At 62.2% G+C, this 16,085-nt stretch carries 15 protein-coding genes and 1 tRNA gene; 10 read left to right on the top strand and 6 right to left on the bottom strand.

All coding sequences use genetic code 11. From position 1 onward, the window contains the following. Window positions 1-17: 17 nt before the first annotated feature. From oppB to ACNPAA_RS08555, 5 genes are all read left to right on the top strand, one after another. Window positions 18-938: an oligopeptide ABC transporter permease OppB gene (oppB, locus tag ACNPAA_RS08575; RefSeq protein ID WP_010674330.1), complete on the top strand. Its 921-nt coding sequence runs from the start codon at window positions 18-20 to the stop codon at window positions 936-938. Window positions 939-952: 14 nt separating this feature from the next. Then, on the top strand, window positions 953-1,864 hold the full coding sequence (gene oppC, locus ACNPAA_RS08570) for an oligopeptide ABC transporter permease OppC (protein WP_010674331.1): 912 nt from the start codon (window positions 953-955) through the stop codon (window positions 1,862-1,864). Window positions 1,865-1,972: 108 nt separating this feature from the next. Beyond that, a complete protein-coding gene (locus tag ACNPAA_RS08565) occupies window positions 1,973-2,953 on the top strand; it encodes an ABC transporter ATP-binding protein (RefSeq protein WP_039038983.1) in 981 nt (326 codons plus the stop codon). After that, window positions 2,954-3,949: a murein tripeptide/oligopeptide ABC transporter ATP binding protein OppF gene (gene oppF / locus ACNPAA_RS08560; RefSeq protein ID WP_010674333.1), complete on the top strand. Its 996-nt coding sequence runs from the start codon at window positions 2,954-2,956 to the stop codon at window positions 3,947-3,949. Window positions 3,950-4,241: 292 nt separating this feature from the next. Further along, window positions 4,242-5,186, top strand: coding sequence for a TerC family protein (locus ACNPAA_RS08555; RefSeq protein WP_041212841.1), 945 nt, complete (start codon window positions 4,242-4,244; stop codon window positions 5,184-5,186). 58 nt (window positions 5,187-5,244) lie between these two features. Here the strand turns inward: ACNPAA_RS08555 and alr are convergent, their stop codons facing one another. Then, window positions 5,245-6,471, bottom strand: coding sequence for an alanine racemase (gene alr / locus ACNPAA_RS08550; protein ID WP_041212842.1), 1,227 nt, complete (start codon window positions 6,469-6,471; stop codon window positions 5,245-5,247). Between the two features lie 179 nt (window positions 6,472-6,650). Between alr and ACNPAA_RS08545 the strand changes: the two genes are divergently transcribed. Continuing rightward, a complete protein-coding gene (locus ACNPAA_RS08545; RefSeq protein WP_010674336.1) occupies window positions 6,651-7,097 on the top strand; it encodes a methyltransferase family protein in 447 nt (148 codons plus the stop codon). Between the two features lie 73 nt (window positions 7,098-7,170). Here the strand turns inward: ACNPAA_RS08545 and ACNPAA_RS08540 are convergent, their stop codons facing one another. The 3 genes from ACNPAA_RS08540 to ACNPAA_RS08530 all read right to left on the bottom strand — a co-directional run bounded on the left by ACNPAA_RS08540 (window position 7,171) and on the right by ACNPAA_RS08530 (window position 9,307). Beyond that, the gene (locus ACNPAA_RS08540; RefSeq protein WP_041212843.1) at window positions 7,171-8,430 is read right to left on the bottom strand and encodes a dicarboxylate/amino acid:cation symporter; all 1,260 of its coding nucleotides are present in this window, start codon (window positions 8,428-8,430) and stop codon (window positions 7,171-7,173) included. Between the two features lie 203 nt (window positions 8,431-8,633). Continuing rightward, window positions 8,634-9,110: a CC0125/CC1285 family lipoprotein gene (locus ACNPAA_RS08535; RefSeq protein ID WP_041212844.1), complete on the bottom strand. Its 477-nt coding sequence runs from the start codon at window positions 9,108-9,110 to the stop codon at window positions 8,634-8,636. A gap of 120 nt (window positions 9,111-9,230) precedes the next feature. Then, window positions 9,231-9,307: transfer RNA gene (locus ACNPAA_RS08530), tRNA-Pro, on the bottom strand. Window positions 9,308-9,340: 33 nt separating this feature from the next. Between ACNPAA_RS08530 and ACNPAA_RS08525 the strand changes: the two genes are divergently transcribed. Further along, entirely contained in the window at window positions 9,341-9,655 is a 315-nt protein-coding gene (locus ACNPAA_RS08525) for a hypothetical protein (RefSeq protein ID WP_041212845.1), read from the top strand. Here the strand turns inward: ACNPAA_RS08525 and ACNPAA_RS08520 are convergent. Further along, on the bottom strand, window positions 9,645-10,988 hold the full coding sequence (locus ACNPAA_RS08520) for a dihydroorotase (protein ID WP_048207416.1): 1,344 nt from the start codon (window positions 10,986-10,988) through the stop codon (window positions 9,645-9,647). The genes ACNPAA_RS08525 and ACNPAA_RS08520 overlap by 11 nt on opposite strands. A 79-nt stretch (window positions 10,989-11,067) precedes the next feature. Here ACNPAA_RS08520 and ACNPAA_RS08515 point away from each other — a divergent pair, with 79 nt between their 5' ends. Further along, window positions 11,068-11,952: a 6-carboxytetrahydropterin synthase gene (locus ACNPAA_RS08515; RefSeq protein ID WP_161648123.1), complete on the top strand. Its 885-nt coding sequence runs from the start codon at window positions 11,068-11,070 to the stop codon at window positions 11,950-11,952. 67 nt (window positions 11,953-12,019) lie between these two features. On the opposite strand, the gene ACNPAA_RS08510 is transcribed toward ACNPAA_RS08515, so the two are convergent. Beyond that, the gene (locus ACNPAA_RS08510; protein ID WP_041212848.1) at window positions 12,020-14,032 is read right to left on the bottom strand and encodes a methyl-accepting chemotaxis protein; all 2,013 of its coding nucleotides are present in this window, start codon (window positions 14,030-14,032) and stop codon (window positions 12,020-12,022) included. Window positions 14,033-14,288: 256 nt separating this feature from the next. Here ACNPAA_RS08510 and hinT point away from each other — a divergent pair, with 256 nt between their 5' ends. Then, window positions 14,289-14,639, top strand: a complete 351-nt coding sequence (gene hinT, locus ACNPAA_RS08505) for a purine nucleoside phosphoramidase (RefSeq protein WP_010674343.1) — start codon at window positions 14,289-14,291, stop codon at window positions 14,637-14,639. Then, the gene (locus ACNPAA_RS08500) at window positions 14,639-16,060 is read left to right on the top strand and encodes a COG3014 family protein (RefSeq protein WP_069785669.1); all 1,422 of its coding nucleotides are present in this window, start codon (window positions 14,639-14,641) and stop codon (window positions 16,058-16,060) included. Before hinT ends, ACNPAA_RS08500 begins: the two co-directional genes overlap by 1 nt. Window positions 16,061-16,085 lie beyond the last annotated feature (25 nt).

The raw sequence follows: 16,085 nt of genomic DNA, 5'->3' as shown, positions 1-16,085 counted from the left end.
CAGGACAGGAAATGTCTATGTTGAAATTCATCCTTAAACGTCTACTGGAAGCGATCCCGACTCTGCTGGTCTTGATCACCGTCTCCTTCTTCATGATGCGCTTCGCCCCGGGTAACCCCTTCACCAGCGAACGCGCCCTGCCGCCGGAAGTCCTGGCCAACATCGAAGCCAAATATGGCCTGGACAAGCCCATCGGCATGCAATACCTCACTTACCTCGGCAACCTGGTCCAGGGGGATCTGGGGCCCTCCTTCAAATACAAGGACTTCACCGTCAATGATCTGGTGAGCCAGGCCCTGCCTGTCTCCGCCAAGATAGGCTCGGTCGCCTTCCTGCTGGCAGTGACCCTGGGGGTCACCTTCGGCACCATTGCGGCCCTGAAACAGAACACCCTCATCGACTACCTGTTGATGTCGTCGGCCATGGCCGGGGTGGTGATACCCGGCTTCGTGCTGGCACCGCTGCTGGTGCTCTTCTTCAGTATCTATCTGGGCTGGTTCCCGGCGGGAGGCTGGCAGGGGGGCGGCGCCCAGTTCATGGTACTGCCGGTGTTCGGCATGATGATGTACTACATCTCCGCCATCTCCCGCATCATGCGCGGCAGCATGATCGAGACCATGAACTCCAACTTCATCCGTACCGCCCGCGCCAAGGGGCTGCCCCTGCGTCACATCATCCTCAAGCACGCGCTGCGCCCGGCCATGCTGCCGGTGGTCTCCTACCTGGGACCGGCCTTCGTGGGCATCATCACCGGCTCCGTGGTCATCGAGACCATCTTCGGCCTGCCGGGGATCGGCCAGCTGTTCGTCAACGGTGCCCTCAACCGTGATTACTCCATGGTGCTCGGTCTGACCATTCTGGTCGGCGCCCTCACCATCACCTTTAACGCCGTGGTCGATATTCTCTATGCCGTCATCGATCCCAAGATCCGTTACTAAGCCGGGAGTTCATCATGGTAGTCACAACTGAAAAGCGCGAAGCCGTCGAGGCGTTCGCCCAGAAAGTGGAAGTGGTGGAAGGACGCTCCCTGTGGAAGGATGCCCGTCGCCGTTTCCTGCGCAACAAGGCGGCCCTGACCAGCCTCATCATCCTGACCATCATCGGTCTGGCGGTGATCGTGGGGCCCCACCTGTCCCAGTACACGTTCGATGACCCGGACTGGGGGGCCATGCAGAGTGCCCCGGACATGGAGACCGGCCACTGGTTCGGCACCGACAGCCTGGGGCGCGACCTGTTCGTGCGTACCTTGCTCGGCGGACGCATCTCCCTGATGGTCGGCATCATGGGGGCCCTGGTGGCTGTCATCATCGGCACCCTCTACGGCGCCGCGTCCGGCTTCATCGGCGGTCGCGTCGACAGCCTGATGATGCGCGTGCTTGAGATCCTCAACGCCTTCCCCTTCATGTTCTTCGTGATCATGCTGGTGACCTTCTTCGGTCGCAATCTGGCCCTCATCTTCCTCGCCATCGGCGCGGTGAGCTGGCTCGACATGGCGCGGATCGTGCGCGGCCAGACCCTGAGTCTCAAGAGCAAGGAGTTCATCGAGGCGGCCCACGTCTGCGGCGTCTCCAAGTGGAAGATCATCACCCGTCATATCGTGCCCAACGTGCTCGGCATAGTGGCGGTTTACGCCACCCTGCTGGTGCCGGGGATGATCATGTTCGAATCCTTCCTGAGCTTCCTGGGTCTGGGCGTGCAAGAGCCCATGACCAGCTGGGGCGCCCTGCTGGATGAAGGCTCCAAGTCGATGGAAGTGGCCATCTGGCAACTCCTGTTCCCCGCCGGTTTCATGGTGGTGACCCTGTTCTGCTTCAACTTCCTCGGGGATGGTCTGCGTGATGCCCTGGATCCCAAGGATCGCTGATACCCAGGGACCGGCAAGACGCCAAGGGGCCATCAGACCCGTTCAGGGAACGCACCGCGTTCACCACGGGCAGGCCCCCATCACGACAGCGCGATAAGGAGTACTGAGATGAAATTACTGGATGTGAAAGATCTGCGGGTCGAGTTCAAGACCCCGGACGGCAATGTGGTGGCCGTCAACGACCTCAACTTTTCTCTTTCTGCCGGCGAAACCCTGGGGATCGTCGGGGAGTCGGGCTCAGGCAAGTCCCAGACGGCCTTTGCCATCATGGGGCTACTCGCCAAGAACGGTGTCATCACCGGCTCGGCCAAATTTCAGGGGGACGAGATCCTGAATCTGCCGGAGCACAAGCTCAACAAGATCCGCTCCGAGAAGATCGCCATGATCTTCCAGGACCCCATGACGTCGCTGAACCCCTACATGAAGGTCAAGGATCAGCTGATGGAAGTGCTGATGCTGCACAAGGGGATGACCAAGGCTGCCGCCTTCGAGGAGTCGGTGCGCATGCTGGACGCGGTGAAGATCCCCGAGTCGCGCAAGCGGATGAACATGTACCCCCACGAGTTCTCCGGCGGCATGCGTCAGCGGGTGATGATCGCCATGGCGCTCCTGTGCCGGCCGCAGCTGCTCATCGCCGACGAGCCGACCACGGCGCTGGACGTGACGGTACAGGCCCAGATCATGACCCTGATGAACGAGCTCAAGCGCGAGTTCAACACCGCCATCATCATGATCACCCACGATCTTGGCGTCGTGGCCGGCATCTGCGACAAGGTGCTGGTGATGTACGCAGGCCGGACCATGGAGTACGGCCGGGTCAACGATATCTTCTATCGCCCGAGCCACCCCTATACCGAAGGCTTGCTGCGCGCCATTCCCCGCCTCGACACCGAAGGGGAAGAGCTGCCCACCATTCCGGGCAATCCGCCCAACCTGCTGCGTTTGCCCACCGGCTGTCCCTTCCAGGAGCGTTGCCACCGGGTGAGCGAGATTTGTGGCCAGCAATCGCCGATCCTGACACCGTTCAACGACGGTCGGGAGCGGGCGTGCCACTGGGTATCGGATGCCATGATCAAGGGAGTGAACTAAATGGGTACTGACAAGAAACTGCTGCTGGAAGTGTCCGACCTCAAGGTTCACTTCCATATCAAGAGTGACAAGGCCTGGCCCTGGGCCAAGCCCTCCGCCCTGAAGGCGGTGGACGGGGTGACCCTGCGCCTCTACGAAGGGGAGACCCTGGGCGTAGTGGGGGAGTCCGGTTGCGGCAAATCCACCTTCGCCCGTGCCCTCATCGGCCTGGTACCGGCCACCGACGGCAAGGTGGTGTGGCTTGGGCAGGACTTGACCAAGCTCGAGCAGAACGCCCTGCGGGAGAAGCGCAAGGAGATCCAGATGATCTTCCAGGATCCGCTGGCCTCCCTGAACCCCCGCATGACCATAGGGGACATCATCGCCGAGCCCCTCATCACCTTCTACCCGACCCTGCCAAGGGAAGAGGTGAAGGAGAAGGTGCGCGCCATGATGACCAAGGTGGGTCTGTTGCCGAACCTGGTGAACCGTTACCCCCATGAGTTCTCCGGCGGCCAGTGCCAGCGCATCGGCATTGCCCGGGCGCTCATCCTCGAGCCCAAGATGATCATCTGTGACGAGCCGGTCTCGGCGCTGGATGTCTCCATCCAGGCTCAGGTGGTGAACCTGCTCAAATCCCTGCAAAAGGAGATGGGTCTCTCCCTCATCTTCATCGCCCACGACCTCTCCGTGGTCAAACACATCTCCGATCGGGTGCTGGTGATGTACCTGGGCAACGCGGTGGAGCTGGGGACCGGCAAGGAGATCTTCGCCAATCCCCTGCACCCCTATACCAAGGCGCTGATGTCGGCGGTCCCCATCCCGGATCCGGATCTGGAGCGCAGCAAGGTCATCCAGATCCTGGAAGGGGACCTGCCATCCCCCATGAATCCGCCCTCCGGCTGCGTGTTTCGCACCCGCTGCCCGGTGGCAGGTCCGGAGTGCGCCAAGACCCGGCCCCAGCTCGAGGGCAACTTCGACCACGCGGTTTCCTGTCTCAAGGTGGACCCGCTCTGAGGATGGGAGCGTGACAGGGGCGCCCGGGTGGCGCCCCTCTTTTTTGCCTGCCCATCAAATCCTCTCTTGGCGCCAGCGGTTGTCGCTGCTACTATCCGCCTTACAAGGGGAGTAACTTCTCGCCGGTTTGTCGTCATTACGGTGCACCCATATCCTGCAGTGCACCCGGCAGCCGGGCAGTTGACGCAAGTCGGCTGTAAGTGAGACCTTGCCGAGAGGCAAGGTGTATCTGCTCCAAACGCGAACCCACTGCCTCCCGGCCGTGGGTTTTGTCGTTTTGGGAGAAGTGAACATGGGTGAATGGTGGATGTGGACCGGTTTCTTCAGCATAGTGCTGGTCCTGTTGTGGATTGATATCCGCTTTGTCGGTGGCGGCAAGGCGCACAAGGTGTCCCTGAAAGAGGCGGGCATCTGGTCTCTCATCTGGGTCAGCGTGGCGCTCCTGTTCAACCTGGCCATCTGGCTCTGGCTGGATCACAGTGCCGGGCGCGAAATCGCGAACCAGAAGGGGCTGGAGTTTCTCACCGGCTACCTCATCGAAAAGGCACTGGCGGTGGACAACGTCTTCGTCTGGCTGATGCTGTTCGGCTACTTCGCCATCCCGGCGGAGCTGCAGCGCCGGGTCCTGCTCTACGGGGTGCTGGGGGCCATCGTGATGCGCGCGGGCATGGTGTTCGCGGGCAGCTGGCTCATCGAGCAGTTCCACTGGATCCTCTACCTGTTCGGGGCCTTCTTGCTGCTGACCGGTGCCAAGATGCTGTGGGCGGCCGACAAGGAGCCGGATCTCGAGAACAATGCCCTGCTCGGCTGGATGCGTCGTCGCTTCAAGGTGACCGAGACGCTGGAGGGGGAGAAGTTCTTCGTCTGGCGTGACGGTGTGCGCTACGCGACCCCGCTGCTGCTCATCCTGGTGCTGGTGGAGGTGAGCGACCTCATCTTCGCGGTGGACAGTATCCCGGCCATCTTCGCGGTGACCACGGATCCCTTCATCGTGCTCACCTCCAACATCTTCGCCATCATGGGGCTGCGCGCCATGTACTTCCTGCTGGCCGGGGTGGCCGATCGCTTCGCCCTGCTCAAATACGGCCTGGCGCTGATCCTGATGTTCATCGGGGTCAAGATGTTGCTGCTCGATATCTTCAAGATACCGACCGGCATCGCCCTTGGCGTGGTGGCGCTGATCCTGCTGGCCTCCATGGGACTGAGTCTGCTGATGACCCGCAAAAAGACGGCGTGAACGGCGCAGTAAAAAAAAAGGGCTCCATAGGGGGCCCTTTTTCATGTCAGCAATTTGCTTAGCGCTTGATCTTCTTGGGGTTGGTGTAGCCCCAGACGGTGTACATGTCCGCCAAGAGGGCACCGTTGTACTCCTCCAGATCAGATTGTTTCACCTCGGCATCACCCTGGCGTCCGAACAGGACCACCTCGTCACCGGGTTTGATCCCCTTGATGTCGGTGACGTCCACCATGGTGGTGTTCATGGAAGTCTTGCCCACGACGGGGGCCTTCTGGCCATGGATCAGCACATAGGCCTTGTTGCTCATGGCGCGGCGGTAGCCGTCGGAGTAGCCCATCGGCAGGTTGGCCAGCAGGGAGTCGCGCTTGAGGGTGAAGGTGCGGTCATAGCCGACGGTGTTGCCCGCCGGGTAGTGGTTGACGGAGGCGACCTGGGTCTTGAACGCCATCACCTTCTTGTACTCGGTGTAGGAGGGAATGGTGTCGCCATAGATGATACCGCCAGGGCGCACCATGTCAAAGTAGGCTTCCGGCACTTCCAGGGTGGCGAAGGAGTTGGCGGCGTGGATGGTGAGCTTGCTGCGATCCAGCTTGCCGGCGTCGATGAGCCACTGGTAGTCCAGCTTGAACTGGGCCAGCCCCAGCTTGACGTCCTCTTTCTCCTCCACCGGGAAGTGGGTCATGATGCCGACCGGGGTGATCCCCTTGAGCTTGAGCATGGCCAGGGCATCGGCCTTGGCATCGTCCTGGCGCAGATCGATGCCGTTGCGGCTCATGCCGGCGGAGTTCAGGCCGATGTGCACCGGGATGTTGGTGTGATGGCGCTGGGCGATGCCGGCGATCCCCTTGGCGCTCTCCAGGCTGCCGATGAGCTCCTCCAGCTTGTAGGGCAGGGCCTGCTCCACTTCATCCGGGGTGGCGGCCCGCACCCGCATCAGGCGACCTTCGAAGCCCTTCTCGCGAGCAACACGTGCTTCTTCGTTGCTGGCGATGCCGATGCAAGGGATGCCTGCCTTGACCACGGAAGGGACCAGCAGGTCGATGCCGTGACCGTAGGCGTCCGCCTTCATGATGGCGCAGATCTGCGGGCCCTTGTCACCGAGGCGATTCTTCAGGGTCTGGATGTTGTGCTCGAAGGCACCGAGATCCACTTCCAGCCAGGCGTTGGCGGCGGTCTGTTCCTGACCGTTGCGGTGGTCGTCGGCGAGCGGCAGATAGGGGGCGGCGACCGCCTGGCCGGCCAGCAGGCCAAAAATCAGGGTCGCGAGCAGTGTTTTCTTGTGCATGGGGCAAGTCCTTTCTTATTGTCTTGAGTTGAGGCTGGGCTCATCGCTGAGGCGAGCTGCGGCAGGGCTGGTCATAGCATGTTGCTATGCTAATGATATATTTCACTTTTTATCCAGATGCCGACTCTGGGAGTGTATCTCAACGGCGTCAATCGTGGCACGTGTTGCAGGAAGAAAATATGAAGCTGACGTTGCGGATTCCACCGTTGCTGCTGTTCGTCGTCATCGTGCTCGCCATGTGGCTGGGGCGGGGTGAGGGGAGGGCGGCGCCCCTGTGGCTGGTGCTGGTCGCCACGCTGTGGCTGGCGGGAGCCCTGCTGGGGGGCGGTGCGCTTCTGCATTTCTGGCAGCAGCGCACCACTGTGCACCCCCAGCGGCTGGAGAGCAGCCGGGTGCTGGTGACCCGGGGCGTCTATCGCATCAGCCGCAATCCCATGTACCTGGGGCTGCTCTGCTGGACCCTGGCGCTGGCGTGCTATCTGGGAGGCATGGCAGTGTGGCTCGGGCCGCTGCTGCTCTGGGGCTGGCTTACCCGCTTCCAGATCCTGGCGGAGGAGCAGGCGCTGCGGCGACAATTCGGCGATGCCTATGACGACTATTGCCGACAGGTCAGGCGCTGGTGCTGAGGCGCGGCGTGCCCCATCAGGCATATGACAACGGCCCGCAGAAGCGGGCCGTTGTCATGGGGGTCAGGGGGGATCACGCCTTGGCGGTGTCCACCTCGCCGAGGGGGGCGGTCTCCCCCAGGCTGTCTTCGCTCTTGGCCACCACGCTCGCGGCGATGGCGTTGCCCAGCACGTTGGTGGCGGAGCGCCCCATGTCGAGGAAGTGGTCGATACCGAGCAGCAGCAGGATGCCCGCTTCCGGGATGTGGAACTGGTTGAGGGTGGCGGCAATCACCACCAGGGAGGCGCGGGGCACCCCGGCCATTCCCTTGGAGGTGACCATCAGCAGCAGCAGCATGGTGATCTGCTGGGCCGTGGAGAGCTCGATGCCATAGGCCTGGGCGATGAACATCACCGCGAAGGTGCAGTACATCATGGAACCGTCCAGGTTGAAGGAGTAGCCCATGGGGAGCACGAAGCTGGCGATGCGCTTGTCACAGCCAAATTTCTCCAGCCTGTCCAGGGTCTTGGGGTAGGCGGCCTCGGAGCTGGCGGTGGAGAAGGCCAGCAGGATGGGCTCGCGGATGAGGGCGAGCAGTGTCAGGATGCGGCGGCGGATGAAGAGGCTGCCCATGGCGATGAGCAGCAGCCATAGGCAGCCGAGCGCCAGATAGAACTGGGCCATGAAGGTGCCATAGGTAGCGAGGATGCCGAGCCCCTCCTTGGCGACCATGGCGGCGATGGCGCCAAACACCGCGAACGGGGCGAAGTTCATCACGTAGCCGGTCACCTTGAGCATGATCTCGGCGCCGCTGGCCATCAGCTTGACCACGGGCTTGGCGTCGTCCCCCAGGGCGGCGGCGGCCAGCCCGAAGAAGAGGGAGAAGACCACGATCTGCAGGATCTCGTTGGTGGCCATCGCCTCGACCACGCTTTTCGGGATGGCGTGGGTCACGAAATCCTTGAGGGAGATGGCGGTGGCAAGCACGCCGGAGCTGGCGCCGTCATCGGGCAGGGAGAGGGAGAGCCCCACCCCAGGTTGCATCAGGTGGACCATGACCAGCCCCAGGGTCAGAGACATCAGGGAGGCGAGCATGAACCAGCCCAGGGTCTTGACGCCGATGCGGCCCACGGTGCGGGTGTCACCCATCTTGGCGATGCCGACCACGAGCGTGGTGAACACCAGGGGGGCGATGATCATCTTGATGAGGCGCAGGAAGATGTCGGTCAGCAGGGTGATGTCATCGGCAAAGCCTGCGGCCTGTGCGGGCGCGAGCAGGCGATAACCCTGCCCGGTCACGATGCCAAGCAACATCGCAATGAGGATGGCAACGGTCAACTTGTTCATTTTCATGGGGGAGTTCCGGTTTCGATAGGTGCAATGCCTGTGCAGGCGGCGAGGGGCCGCCTCAGTCCTTTTTTGTGATCCGGGCGGTGGAATCCAGACAGCCGGTGTGCTGGAGCATGCCTAATCGCGAAGGGGAAATCCAGTGACTTGTTTCGGAGTTTTGCGCTATTGTTAGCTGCATTTGATATGCATCTTGTGATTTATTTGTATTAATCGCTGTTTATTTTAATTTTTGCGAGATAAACGGCTTCCATGCTCTGTGCGTCCCGGGGGCTGGCCTCCAGGGTGAAGACGAGCAGGGCCGAGGTGCGATGTTCCACCTGCATGTCGTCCATGAAGGTGTCTGGCTCGTACTCGTCGAACCCGAATTGGGGGCGGGTCGGGGTGACCCTGACGGCATCCCGCGACAGGGTCAGCGTCTCGACCCGAATCCAGGGGTATCCCTTTGCCAGTGCCACCTCACCGGCCCGCTTGAGCACGTATTTGCGCGCCGTTTCCCTGTCCACCAGATCGTTTCCCACAAACTCCAGTTGCCAGCGGGCCGGGCCAAGCTGGGTCTGTGAAAAACCGGTCTGGCCATTCCAGAACGATTTTTCACTGTCATAGGCGGTGGCGCAGCCCGCGAGCTGGCCGACCAGCAGGGCGCTGAGGGCAAGGGTGCAGAAAGTACGAAGGGAAGGCAACATGATGCGGGCCGCTTGGCAAAGGGGGTTTTACTACAGCACAAAGGGATCGGAGAGACAATCGCGGTGGAAGACCATAAAAGAAAAGGCCTTGTCGTCTGACAAGGCCTTTCTCGGGGAATTTGGTCGGTGTGAGAGGATTCGAACCTCCGACCCTCTACACCCCATGCAGATGCGCTACCTGGCTGCGCTACACACCGACGGAGTCAGCTCGGCTGACGGGGAGGGAGTTTATGGAGATGCCCCGACCCTGTCAACAGGGGAAATTCAGGTTCGAGATCGTTTGCCTGCTTTGCGAGCAACTTCGGATCAAAGTGCGACCAGTGGTGCATTTTGTCGGCACCTCACCGCTGTCTTGCAGGAAAAACGGCCACCCGGAGGTGGCCGTTTGGCGTGATGCTCTCAAGCCGAGATCAGCGGTTGAAGGTGAGACGCTTGCCCAATACCTTGTCGGTGACTTGGCCGTTCTGCCAGGCTATTTGCCCGTTGACCAGGGTCATCTCAAGCAGGGCGCGCTGGAAGCGGTCATCATCCAGATCAGCGGTTGAAGGTGAGTCGCTTGCCCAATACCTTGTCGGTGACTTGGCCGTTCTGCCAGGCTATTTGTCCGTTCACCAGGGTCATCTCGATGGTGCTCTGGAAGCGGTAGCCGTTGAACGGGGACCAGCCGCACAGGTAGAGCAGGTTGCTGTCGGTGACCACGTAGGGCTTGCCGAGATCCAGCAGCACCAGGTCGGCGAAGTAACCTTCCCGGATGTAGCCGCGATCCTGCACCTGGAAGCGCTCGGCCACCGCGTGGGAGGTCTTCTTGACGATGGTTTCCAGCGAGAAGACGCCGTTGTGGTAGAGCTCCAGCAGCGCCTGCAGGGAGTGCTGCACCAGGGGCACGCCGGACGGTGCCTTGAAGTAGCTGTTCTGCTTCTCTTCCCAGGTGTGGGGAGCGTGGTCGGTGGCGATGATGTCGAGCACGTCGTTGCGTACCGCATCCAGCAGGGCGTGCTGGTCGGCAGCGCTCTTCACCGCCGGGTTGCACTTGATCTGGCTGCCCAGGGTGTCGTAGTCCGCCTCGTTGAAGAAGAGGTGGTGGACGCACACTTCGGCGGTGATGTTCTTGTCCTTGAGATCCTTCAGATCCGGGGTGGCGGTAAAGAGCGAGAGCTCTTTCGCCGTGGTCAGGTGCAGCACGTGCAGCTTGGCGCCGTACTGCTTGGCCAGGGAGACCGCCATGCTGGAGGATTTGTAGCAGGCATCGGCGCTGCGGATGCGGCCGTGCTCGCGCATCGGCACATCCTCGCCCCACTTGGCGCGGGCCTCGTCTTCCAGCACCTTGATGGACGGAGTGTCCTCGCAGTGGGTGACGATCATCACCGGGCTCTCGCGGAAGATGGCCGCCAGTGTCTCCTGATTGTCCACCAGCATGTTGCCGGTGGAGGCCCCCATGAAGATCTTGATGCCGCAGGACTGCTTGGGATCGAGCTTCTTGATCTCTTCCAGGTTGTCGTTGGTGGCACCCAGGTAGAAGCTGTAGTTGGCGGCGGCGGAGTTGGCGGCTATCTGGTATTTGGCTTCGAGGGCGTCGATGGTGGTGGTCTGGGGATTGACGTTGGGCATTTCCATGAAACTGGTGGTGCCACCGGCGACGGCGGCCCGGGATTCACTGGCGATGGTCCCCTTGTGGGTCAGGCCGGGCTCCCGGAAGTGGACCTGATCGTCGATCATCCCGGGGATGAGGTGACGGCCTGCGGCATCGATCACCACGGCATCGGGGGCGCTGATGTCCGGGGCGACGCGGGCGATCCGCTCACCCTCGATCAGGACGTCGGAGGCATAGATGCGGCCTTCGTTGACCAGGGTGGCATTCTTGATAAGCAATTTGTTCATGGGGGGTTCCAGTTCCTTTGCCGATAATCCGGGGTCATAATATCGCAAACTGCACTTTCTCTGTAGCAAGGCCTGAGTAATGAAGTTATTTGTTAGAGATTTGACTGTGATCGATTCCAGCTATTTATGCGAGCGCCGCGGCATGGTGGGCGAGAGCTGGCTGGTGGACATCGAGATGAGCGGCGAGCTCAACGAGATGAGCATGTTGCTGGACTTCGGTCGGGTGAAGAAGCTCATCAAGTCGATCATCGATGAAGAGGTGGATCACAAGCTGCTGGTGCCGACGGAATGTCCCCTGGTCCATGTCCACGCGCTGGACAACGACGAGAGTACCGTGGATCTGCTGCGTCCGGGTCGCGCCATCCACCTGCGCTGCCCGACCCAAGGGTTTGCCTTCATTCCCGCCCCCCAGGTGGATAAAGAGTCGGTGACCCGCTATCTGCTGGGGGTACTGGCCAAGCGTCTGCCCGGCAACATCAAGGATCTCTCCCTGACGTTGCGTTCGGAGCGCATCGAGGGCGCCTTCTACCACTACAGCCACGGCCTCAAGAAGCACGACGGCAACTGCCAGCGCATCGCCCACGGCCACCGCTCTCCCGTCGAGATCCTGGTGGATGGAGAGCGTGACGAGGAGCTGGAGTTCAACTGGGCCGAGCGCTGGGCCGACATCTACCTGGGCACCGAAGAGGACAGAGTGGCCCTTGGCGAACTCGCCCTGAGCAAGCGGGCCGAGGCGTCACTGAAAGAAGGGGACGCTCACTACATCGGCTTCAAGTACGTGGCGCCCCAGGGGCTGTTCCAGCTCGCCATGCCGGCGGTGGAGGTGGAGATGATCGACACCGACACTACCATCGAGCTGCTGGCCCACTACATCGCCCGCGAGGTGAAGAAGCAGGTAGGGGACAAGTTCGTCAAGATTGTCGCCTATGAAGGGGTCGGCAAGGGCGCCATCGCCTACGCCTGAGCCAGGTTCTTCGCTGCCATGAAAAGGCCCCGCCAATGCGGGGCCTTGTCGTATCGGGTCGTGGCCATCAGGCACTGAGGCGGAAGCGCTGGACCAGCCCCTCCTGCTGCTCGGCAAGGGAGTCGAGCTGCTTGCTGGTCTCGGCGACCCGCTCTATGCCCTGATAGTTGAGATCCGAGATGTCGGAGATGCGGTTGAGGTTGGTGGCGATGTCGGCGCTGGTGGCCTGCTGCTGCTCGGCGGCGGAGGCTATCTGGCTGGACATGTCGCTGATGAGCACCACGATGCCCTGTACCTCTTCCATGGCGTTGTTGGCCTGGGAGCTCTGATCCACGCAACTGTCCATCTCGCGGGAGCACTCCTGCATCACGTTGACTGCCCGGGCGACGCCTTGCTGCAGGTTCTCGATCATGGTCTGGATTTCGCTGGTGGACTGGGCGGTGCGGCCAGCCAGGTTGCGCACCTCGTCGGCCACCACCGCAAACCCGCGTCCCTGCTCGCCGGCGCGGGCCGCCTCGATGGCGGCGTTGAGGGCCAGCAGGTTGGTCTGCTCGGCGATGCCGCGGATGACGTCGAGGATGTTGCCAATCTGGCCGCTCATGGCGCTCACGTCGCCAATCACCTTGCCGGTCTGCTGCAGCTTGCCCGCGAGCTGGTGGGTGGTGGTGATGTTGCCTGCCATCACTTTGCGCCCCATCTCGGAGGCTTTCTCCACATCCTGCACCCGCTCCAGGGTCTGGTTGGCGGCCTGGGCCACCTCCCGCACCGAGGCCTCCATCTGGGTCATGGCGGCGGCGACCGAGGCGGTCTCCTGACGCTGTTTCTCCAGATCCGCCCGCACCGATTCGGTGGTGTGGCGGTTGTCGTGGGCGGCGCTGTTGAGCTGGGTCGACGCCTGGGAGAGCTGCTTGAGCACATCCCCCATCTGGTGGATCAGCAGGTTGATCTGGCTGGCGAGCTGGCCGAATTCGTTCTGGCTCTTGAAGCCGACGCGCTGGGTCATGTCACCCTGGGTCACCTCGGTCAGCACCCGCAGCAGCTCTTTCAGGGGGCGGCGGATGGCCTTGCCCAGGGTGAAGGCCACCAGGATGGCGACGAAGATGGCGATGGCGATGCTGATCCCCTGGGTCAGGGTACTCTGGGTCTGCACCCGATCGGAGGCCTGGATGCTGGCGTTCATCAGCTGCTGGCTCTGGGCGGTGATCCCCTCCAGCTTGTTCTGGATGCTGAGGATGAGCTGGCTAGCCTGCTTGCTCTGCTCGCGCATGGCCTGCTGCTGCTTCATCAGGGCCAGGTATTGGGAGAGCACGCCGTCATTGCCCGTGGTGTCGCGCACGAAGCCATGGACGTAGTGGCCCATGTTGTTGTCGAAGTCCTTGAGCTCCCCCTGGAGATCCTTGATGGTGCTGTTGAAGCCCTCGATCTGCATCTTGTTGCGCTTGAGCGCCGCCTCGATGGGGGCGGGGATGCTCTGGTTGAGGGCATCCATGGTGGAGAGCTCGATGGCGGATAGCTTGGTGGTCAGGGTCTCGGAGAGCATCTTGATGAAGCTGTCGTCGATGGTGACCATCATGTCCCCCAGGTTCTTCTTGAACTGGGGCAGGCTGACCTGGAACTGGCCCTTGGCCTGATTGACCTTGTGCAGCCGGGTGAGCAGGGCCTCGTGTTCGCCGGGCAGGGTCTGGGTCAGTTGCAGGTAGTCATCCACCAGCTTGACGAGGACTGTCATGTCCGCCTGCAATTGGGGATGCACCGCCACCTGCTGCTTGAGGCTGGCGACCATCTTGTCGACCTGGCCCTTGGCCTGTTGCAACTCGGCCACTTCCGCCGGCAGTTGCTTGAGATCCTGCTCGGTCAGCACGTCGGTGAGCCATTTGTTGGCGCTGAGCAGGCTTATCTGGGTCTGGCTGCTGGCGAGTACCAGCGGCATGGACTCCTGGGTCACCTGATCCAGGGCGCCGCTGAGTTCGCTCTGGCCGCGAAAGGTCAGTACCGCACTGGCGACCATGACGGCGACCAGGATGGCAAAGCCCAGATAGACTCTCTGTAGGATCGAGAGGTCTGACATTGTTTGTTTCATTATTGTCCCGCTGTCTGTGCAAAAGTCCCTTGCCTGAGTACCCCGTCCCTTTGATACCCTGCATGCCCCGAAGGGGATGCCGTTGTGGTTCGCGGGACGTCTCCTCGCTATCGGTATTCTTCACAATAACTGAAGCGATTGGGACAACGGCTGTGCCAAATGTCGGCTTGTGTCACACTTGGCGCGTTGCGGCGGCCTGTTTGGGAGCCGCTTGAGCTTTGTATTGAATTTTCTTTTTCCTATAAAGGAGTTACCCATGGCGCAAGAAACCATTTTCAGCAAAATCATCCGCAAGGAGATCCCCGCCGACATCCTTTATCAAGACGATCTGGTGACCGCGTTTCGCGACATCCAGCCCAAGGCTAAGACCCATATCCTGATCATTCCCAACGTGCTCATCCCCACCGTCAACGATGTGGAGCCGGATCACGAGCTGGCGCTGGGCCGGATGTTCACCGTGGCCCGCAAGCTCGCCAGCGACGCGGGCATCGCCGAGGACGGCTACCGCCTCATCATGAACTGCAACCGCCACGGCGGGCAGGAGGTCTATCACATCCACCTGCACCTGGTCGGTGGCGAGCCCCTGGGACCCCTGCTGAGCCTGTGATGCGCCTCGTCCCGTCGACCGGCCTGCTGTTGGCCGGTCTGCTGCTGGGGGGCTGTGCTTCCCAGTGGAAAGACATGTTCGTCTCCTACTCGGATCAGATGGTGCCCCTGCGCAACCAGCTGCTACTGGGCCATGCCGCCGAGGCCCTACCCGAGGTGCGCGAATCGACCCCGGGGGACGACACCTTCGTGCTCGACCAGCTGGAGAAGGGGCGCATCGCCTGGCTGGCGGGTCAGGACGGCCCCAGCAAGCAGGCCTTTGCCGCCGCCGACAGCCGGCTTGCGTGGGAAGACAGTCAGGCCGAGTACCGCCTGAGCCAGGGACTGGCCCAGGCGGGCAGCCTGCTCACCAACGATCAGACCCTGGCTTACCAGGCGCCCGATTACGAGCGCACCATGCTGCACCACTATCTGGCGCTCAACTACTTGCAGCGCGGGGATGCCGACGGCGCCCTGGTAGAGGTGCGCCGTGCCAACCAGGTGCAGGAGCAGGCCCTTAAACGGCGGGCCGACGAGGTGCGCAAGGCCGCGCAGGAGGGGGAGCAGGAGGACGAAGCCGGGGAGATGCGCCAGCTGATGTCGCGCGGCGCCCCCGAGCTCGATCGCCTGATAGGCCAGGTGAAAAACGGTTTCCAGAACGCCTACACCTTCTATTTCTCCGGCGTGCTCTACGAGGCGGCCGGGGATCTCAACGACGCCTGGGTCGATTACCAGCGCGGCTATCAGATAGCGCCGGACAACCAGAGCCTGCAGGATGCCCTGCTGCGCCTGGCCCGGCTTCGCGGCTCTCCCGAGGAGCTCAAGGAGACCGAGCAACGGATGGGCCGCAAGGCGCCGCCCTTGGCCAAGGATCAGGGCCAGCTGGTGGTGCTGTTTGAAGATGGCCTCATCCCGGCGCGCCGTGAGCTCTTCCTGCCGCTGCCCATCTCCACCTCCAGCGGCGATTTTCGTACCTTTACCGTGGCGGTGCCCTATTACGACAATCGGGCCAGCGACGGCGCCCCGCTCACCCTGTCGGTGGGCAAGGGGGTGGCGCAGACCAGCGAGCTGGTGAGGCTGGAGGCGCTGGCGGCCAAGGATCTGCAGGAGCGGCTGCCTGGCATGCTGACCCGGCAGGCCCTGCGGCTGGTGGCCAAGGAGCAGGTACGGCGCACCGCCGCCAAGGAGGGGGGGGATGTGGGCAACATCCTGGTGGGGATCTTCAACACCCTCTCGGAGCGGGCGGATACCCGCAGCTGGCTGACGCTGCCCGCCAAGGCCTCGAGCTGGCAGGGGATGGTCCCGGCCGGGAACGTCACCCTGACCCTGGGGGCGGGCAGCGCCATGCGCACCCTGCCACTCAGCGTCCACGCCGGGCGCACCACCCTGGTGTGGGTACAGCGCCTGGGGAGCGGTCTCACGACCCGGGTGATGCCCCTCTAGGGGGAACCGGATATGGCAACTCAGA

The organism is Aeromonas sp. PS2Canimalfood6, from assembly GCF_048276795.1.
Taxonomy (GTDB): Bacteria; Pseudomonadota; Gammaproteobacteria; order Enterobacterales; family Aeromonadaceae; genus Aeromonas; species Aeromonas caviae.
Note: the sequence above shows the minus strand (reverse complement) of the source record. Positions and strands in the feature narration are given on the sequence as shown.